Source organism: Actinacidiphila oryziradicis, assembly GCF_005047355.1.
Taxonomy (GTDB): Bacteria; Actinomycetota; Actinomycetes; order Streptomycetales; family Streptomycetaceae; genus Actinacidiphila; species Actinacidiphila oryziradicis.
Window position 1 is genome coordinate 1 of the sequence record NZ_SUMC01000211.1, and the last position, 6,505, is coordinate 6,505.

The following is a 6,505-nucleotide window of genomic DNA, read 5'->3' on the forward strand; positions in this document are numbered from 1 at the left end:
CGGGGACACTTCCAGCCTCGCGGCTGCGTCACGGCGACAGGAGAGGCCGCAAGTCCCTACCGGGGGCCGAAAGGCCCACACGGCGGGCGGCCCTCGGCTCCGAGACTGACGGAATGGGGCATGGGGGTACAGCTGCTCCGCGACGCCCTGCGCCGACGACGCACGAAGTGCCCGGCGGTAGCGGTGACCCCGGACGTCCGGCTGCTCGGCGCCGCCCAGGCGCTGGTGACTGCCTCGGCCCGCGCGGACCTGCTGGTTATCGGGCGCGCCCGCCGGTGCCTGGACGGCGTACCGCACGCCGTCGCCCACCACGCCTGCTGCCCGGTGGCGCTTGTACCGTACAGCTGAGCCGCCGCGCTGCGGTCGGGTCGAGACCGTCCCCCGGCCGACGGCTGAGGAGTGAGGCCTACCCGCTGCCCGGCAGGTCCAGAGCGCAGGAGTCGCCCGGAGCGACGGTGAATTCGCGGCCGGGGAGGACGACGCGGATGGGCACCTCGTCGGAGGCGGGCACGCTGATGCGCAGGCGCCCGGCGCTGAGGTCCAAGCGGATGCCCCAGTGGCCCCGGTAGCGAATGGCGAAGCCGTACTCCTTCAGCTCGGGCAGCGGTGCCGGATCGAGCCACAACGCGTCCTCACGGGTTTCCAGGCCGGTCAGGCCGCGCTGGACAAGGTCGAGGGTGCCGCCCATTGCGCCCAGGTGGATGCCCTCGGCGGTGGTGCCGCCCTGAAGGTCGAGCACATCGCCGGTGAGGGCCTCCTGGCAGTACTTCCAGGCTCCGGAGCGGCGGGCACGGGCCAGCACCCAGCCGTGCACGAGGCCGCTGAGGGTGGAGCCGTGGCTGGTGCGGGCGAGGTAGTGATCGACGGTCGTACGCCAGGTGTCGTCGTCGAGGGTGTGCCCCAGGCGGGCGAGGAGCACGGAGAGTTCGGCGGGCGAGAAGAGGTAGCCGAGCATCAGCACATCGGCCTGCTTGGACGCCTGGTAGCGGTTGACGGTGTCGCCCTCGGCCTCCAGGATCCGGTCCAGGCGCCGGATGTCGCCGTAGCGGGCGCGGTAGGCGTCCCAGTCCAGCTCGGCGAGGTCGCCGTACCCCTCGAACTGGCTGATGACGGGCCCGTGGTTGTGGTGGAAGGGCACCCGCAGCCTACGGGAGACGTCCTCCCAGAGCTCCAGCTCCGCCGGTTCCAGACCGATGCGCTCGAACAGTTCCTGGCGGCGCGGGGCGGGCAGCGCGGCGGCGAGGTCCAGGGCGCGGCACAGTACCCAGGCGGCGGTGACATTGGTGTAGGCGTTGTCGTCGAGGCCGGGCCCGGCGGCGCCGGGATAGGCGTCGTGGTACTCGTCGGGACCGACGACCCCCCGGATCCGGTAGCGCTCGTAGGCCGGATCCCAGAGGGCGCTGTCGGCCCAGAAGCGGGCGATCTGCAGCAGCATCTCCGCACCCGGCCCGTGCAGGAACTCCGTGTCCCCGCTGGCCTGGCAATACTGCCAGATGTTGTAGGCGACCGCCGAGCCGACGTGGTGCTGGAGTCGTGAGTGGTCGGGCAGCCAGCGGCCCGAGCGGGGGTTCAGGTGGAATGTCTGGGTCTCCTCGCGACCGTCGCTGCCGCTCTGCCACGGGTACATGGCCCCGGCCCGCCCAGCGTCGGCCGCCGCGCGGCACGCCTGGCCCAGCCGCCGGTGGCGGTAGGACAGCAGAGCCCGGGAAACCTCCGGAAGGTGCAGGTTCAGATAAGGCAGGACGAACAGCTCGTCCCAGAAGACATGGCCCCGGTAGGCCTCGCCGTGCAGCCCGCGGGCCGGTACGCCCACGTCGAGCCCGGCGGTGTGCGGCGAGAGGGTCTGCAGTACGTGGAAGAGGTGCAGCCGCAGCACGTGTCCGGCCTCGTTCGGCACTTGCAACTCTGCACGCTGCCACAGCCGTTCCCATGCGGCACTGTGGGAGGCGAGCAACGTCTCGAAGTCCGGTGCCCGCTGCACCCGGTCGATCGCGGCGTGCAGGGGGTCACTGATCGCCGGGTCGCGTGAGGTGTGCAGGCCCACCGTCTTCTCCACGACGACGGGATGTCCGGGCCCGATCGGCACCGTCAGCCGGTGCACGACGCTGCGCTCGCCGGGAAGGAGCCGCACGGCCGCCGGGGCGGCGGGCAGAGCCCGGGTGCGAGCGGCCATGGCAATGCGGATGTCGGAGGCGGAGGTACGGCAGCGCAGCCATACGGTGTCCGGTTCGGTGACCCCGGTGTGCCAGTGGGCGAGGTGGTGGCCGTTGAGGTCGCGGTATCGGTCGACGCCCGCGTTGGTGACGTCACCGTCGAGCGCGGACTCCACCTCCAGCTCGCCCGCCCAGTCCTCGGCGGTGAACTCGGTGCGCAGCGCGGCCAGGTGGGGGTCGCCCATGTGCACCAGGCGGCACTGCTCGACCGTCAGCCGGCGCCCGTGCGCGTCGCGCAGCCGCATCTGCCGGGTTAGGGTGCCCCGGCGCAGGTCCAGGGTCTGCCGGTACTCCAGCAGAGTGCCGTCGTCGGGGGTGAACCAGGGGCCGGGCGGGGTGTCGCCGGCGCGGGCGCGGAAGCGCAGCGGGAGCCAGTTCGGCAGGTTGACGATGTCCTCGTGTCCGACCTGCCGTCCGGCTACGGTCGTGATCAAGCGGTTGTAGCAGCCCGCGGCGTAGGTGCCGGGGTAGTGGGCCGGGCCCGCGGTCGTCTCGGGGGCGGCGCCCCGGGTGGCGAAATAGCCATTGCCGAGGGTGCACAATGACTCGCGCAGCCGCTCCTGCGCCGGGTCGTATCCCTCGTAATTCCAGGTCCAGTCGTCCGGCATCGTCATCCTTCCGTGGTGGTCAGCAATTCGGCCAGGTCGCCGACCACCAGGTCGGCCCCGTGCCCGCGGAGGTCGGCGGCGGTGGTCGGTCCGGTGGTGCGGTCCACGCCGATGACGAGGCCGAAGCCGCCGGGCCGGCCGGCCTCGACCCCGGCCAGCGCGTCCTCGATGACGGCCGCCTCCGCTGGGACCGCGTCCAGTCGCCGCGCCGCCTCCAGGAACAGCGCCGGGTCGGGCTTGCCGGGCAGCCGCAGCCGGGCCGCCTCGTTGCCGTCCACCACGGCCTGGAACAGGTCCCGCACCCCCGCCCCGGCCAGCAGCTCGGGGGCGTGCCGGGAGGCGGAGACCGCGGCGCACGGCACGCCCTGGGCCCGCAGGGCGTACAGCAGCCGTACGCTGCCGGGCCAGGCGGCGATGCCACCCTCCCGCAGCCGTCGCACGAACAGCTGCTCCTTGCGGGCGGCGACGGCCCGCACCGTGCCGGTACCGCGCGGGTCGTCCGGGGCACCTGCCGGCAGCCGCAGCCCGCGCGAGGCGAGGAAGGCGGCGGCGCCGTCCAGCCGTGACTTGCCGTCGACGTAGCGGCGGTAGTCCTCCACCGGGTCGAACGGCTGGTGCTGCCCGGCCGCCCGCAGGCAGGCGTCGAACGCCTCCTGCCAGGCGGCGGCGTGCACCCGGGCGGAGTCGGTGATCACCCCGTCGGTATCGAACACCACGGCCCGCACCGTCCGCAGACGCGGTACGAGCGGGGACGCGGGTGCCATGACAAGATCCTTTCGCGGCGGTGACAGCGGGGAGTGCTTTCCCCCCATGGCACCATGGCCGGCGCTGTTCACAAGTGGGTAGCGAGCTTGCGGGCCAGGACGCTGCGGAGGAAGTTGCGGCCGATGCGGGCGAATCCGTTGATGCCTATGCGTACGGTCATGGCGGTTCCTCTTCTTTCCGTGGAAGAAACCCGGCCCGGGGGATGCGGTACCCCGGGCCGGGCGTGTGGTGGGTGGTGCTCAGTGGAGCCAGGTGTGGTCGCGGACGATGGGCAGCCGGGCCCAGGCTTTGCCGAGTCCCCAGGTGGTGCCGGCGGAGGCGACGGCGAGGGCGATCATGACGGCGGCGTAGAGGACGTGGTAGTCGACGAGCGGGTTGGAGGACATGCTGGGCGTGCCGTCGGACAGGTGCTGGGCGGGCGGCCACTCCGCGATCCACATGAAGGCCATCAGGGCGGTACCGGCGACGGCGGCGGGCCGCAGCGCGATGCCGCTGAGGAGGGCGAGGCCGACGCCGAGCAGGGCGAGCATGAACAGCCAGTTCGCCCAGCCCGCTCCGGCCCAGCTGTGGAAGGTGGACTCCATGGGTCCGGCGGCGACGCTGCTGAGGAAGCCCTTGGTCGGCGAGCCGCCGTCGATCCAGCCCTTGCCGGAGCCGGTCGCGTAGCCCCAGCCGAAGGTCTTGTCGAGGAAGGCCCACAGGAAGACGAACCCGGTCACCAGGCGGAGGCCGGCGAAGACCCGGGCGCGGGTCGCCGTTGCGGTCGCGATCGCGGTGTCACCGGACGTGGTAGCGCTCTGGTTCGGGGTGGGGAGGTGGAACCCGGTGCGACGGTGGGCCTGCGGGCTCTCGTGGACTGCCATGGTGCTCATCCCTTCGGGGGCGGTGCGCGGTATCTGATGGCCTGTCGTTCGTTGCGTCCTCACTGTCCCGCCGTACCTGCGGGCCGCGCTGGGGGCCGATGGCCCGTACCCATGGGGCCGAACGGCACTGCTTCGCAAGGCCTGTTGGCGCGCGGGGCCGGACAGAGCGAGGGGCCGCCCGGCGTGCGGGCGGCCCCTCGGGGGTGGGTGCGGGTGGGTGCGGGTGGTCAGCCGTTCCAGGTCCAGTCGGCGACCTCGGGCAGGTCGGTGCCGTGCTCGCGGATCCAGGAGTGGTGGCGCAGCCGGGTGTCCTCCATCAGCTGCCGTACGGGGGCGGCGCGGACGGCGAGGCCGGGGACGCGGTCGATGACGTCCATGACCAGGCGGTAGCGGTCGAGGTCGTTGCGGACGACCATGTCGAAGGGGGTGGTGGTGGTGCCGATCTCCTTGTAGCCGCGCACGTGCAGGTTGGCGTGGCCGGCGCGGCGGTAGGCGAGACGGTGGATCAGCCACGGGTAGCCGTGGTAGGCGAAGATGACCGGTTTGTCGGGGGTGAACAGTGCGTCGTAGTCGGGGTCGGACATGCCGTGCGGGTGCTCCTCGTGGGGCAGCAGCCGGGCCAGGTCGACGATGTTGACGACGCGGACGGCCAGCTGGGGCAGGTGGTGGCGGATCAGCTTGGCGGCGGCCAGGATTTCCTGGGTGGGTACGTCGCCCGCGCAGGCCAGCACCACGTCGGGTTCGGCGGTGCCCTCTTCGGTGCCGGCCCATTCCCAGATCCCGGCGCCGCGGGCGCAGTGGGCGCGGGCGGCGTCCAGGGAGAGCCAGTCGAAGCAGGGCTGTTTGCCGGCGACGACGACGTTGACGTAGTCGCGGCTGCGCAGGACGTGGTCGGCCACGGACAGCAGGGTGTTGGCGTCCGGCGGGAGGTAGACGCGTACGACTTCGGGCGCTTTGTTGAGGACGTGGTCGATGAAGCCGGGGTCCTGGTGGGAGAAGCCGTTGTTGTCCTGCCGCCAGACGTGTGAGGTGAGCAGGTAGTTGAGGGAGGCGATGGGACGGCGCCAGGGCAGCTTGCGCGTGGTGCGCAGCCATTTGATGTGCTGGTTGACCATGGAGTCGACGATGTGGACGAAGGCCTCGTAGCAGGAGAACATCCCGTGCCGGCCGGTGAGGAGGTAGCCCTCCAGCCAGCCCTGGCAGGTGTGTTCGGACAGGATCTCCATGACCCGGCCGTGCCGGTCCAGGTGCTCGTCCACGTCCAGGGTCTCGGCCTGCCAGGCCTTGCCGGTGGCGGCGTAGACCGCCTGGAGGCGGTTGGAGGCGGTCTCGTCGGGGCCGACGAGGCGGAAGTCGCGGCGGTCGCTCGTGTTCTCCATGACGGCTTCGAGCAGCTCGCCCAGGACCCGGGTCGGCTCGTGCATCGTCTCCCCGGGCTTGTCGACCTCGATCGCGAACCGCTCCAGCGGCGGGACGGGCAGGTCGTGCAGCAGCAGCCCGCCGTTGGCGTGCGGGGTCGCGCCGAGCCGCAGGTCACCGTCGGGGACGCAGGCCAGCACCTGTCCGCGCGGGCGGCCGTGCTCGTCGAAGAGCTCTTCCGGGCGGTACGAGCGCAGCCATGTCTCCAGCTGCCGCAGGTGCTCGGGGTTGGTCCGGACGGCCGACAGGGGGACCTGGTGGGCCCGCCAGGTGCCTTCGACGGGCACCCCGTCGACTTCGGCGGGGCCGGTCCAGCCCTTGGGTGTGCGCAGGACGATCACCGGCCAGCGGGCGCGTTCGGTGACGCCCTCCTCACGGGCGGTGCGCTGGATGAGGGCGATACGGTCCAGGGCGGTGTCCAGGGCGTGCGCCATGGCGCGGTGGACGGTGAGAGGGTCGTCGCCGGTGACGTGCAACGGCTCGTGGCCGTAGCCGCGCAGCAGGTCGTCAAGCTCGGACTCGGGGATGCGGGCCAGGACGGCGGGGTTGGCGATCTTGTAGCCGTTCAGGTGCAGGATCGGCAGGACGGCCCCGTCGTGGACCGGGTCGAGGAACTTGTTGGAGTGCCAGGAGGCGG

5 protein-coding genes are annotated in these 6,505 nt (G+C 72.1%); 1 reads left to right on the forward strand and 4 read right to left on the reverse strand.

Annotated elements, in window-relative coordinates; all coding sequences use genetic code 11:
- The first annotated feature begins 120 nt into the window (after positions 1-120).
- Positions 121-348, forward strand: coding sequence for an adenine nucleotide alpha hydrolase family protein (locus FCI23_RS53355; protein WP_136731358.1), 228 nt, complete (start codon positions 121-123; stop codon positions 346-348).
- 58 nt (positions 349-406) lie between these two features.
- Here the strand turns inward: FCI23_RS53355 and FCI23_RS53360 are convergent, their stop codons facing one another.
- The 4 genes from FCI23_RS53360 to FCI23_RS53375 all read right to left on the reverse strand — a co-directional run.
- On the reverse strand, positions 407-2,827 hold the full coding sequence (locus FCI23_RS53360; RefSeq protein WP_136731360.1) for a glycoside hydrolase family 65 protein: 2,421 nt from the start codon (positions 2,825-2,827) through the stop codon (positions 407-409).
- Entirely contained in the window at positions 2,824-3,585 is a 762-nt protein-coding gene (locus FCI23_RS53365) for an HAD family hydrolase (RefSeq protein WP_136731362.1), read from the reverse strand. Before FCI23_RS53365 ends, FCI23_RS53360 begins: the two co-directional genes overlap by 4 nt.
- Positions 3,586-3,825: 240 nt before the next feature.
- A complete protein-coding gene (locus tag FCI23_RS53370; RefSeq protein WP_136731364.1) occupies positions 3,826-4,449 on the reverse strand; it encodes a DoxX family membrane protein in 624 nt (207 codons plus the stop codon).
- 227 nt (positions 4,450-4,676) lie between these two features.
- A partial coding sequence (locus FCI23_RS53375) for a phosphoketolase family protein (RefSeq protein ID WP_136731366.1) occupies positions 4,677-6,505 on the reverse strand: 1,829 nt, incomplete at its 5' end.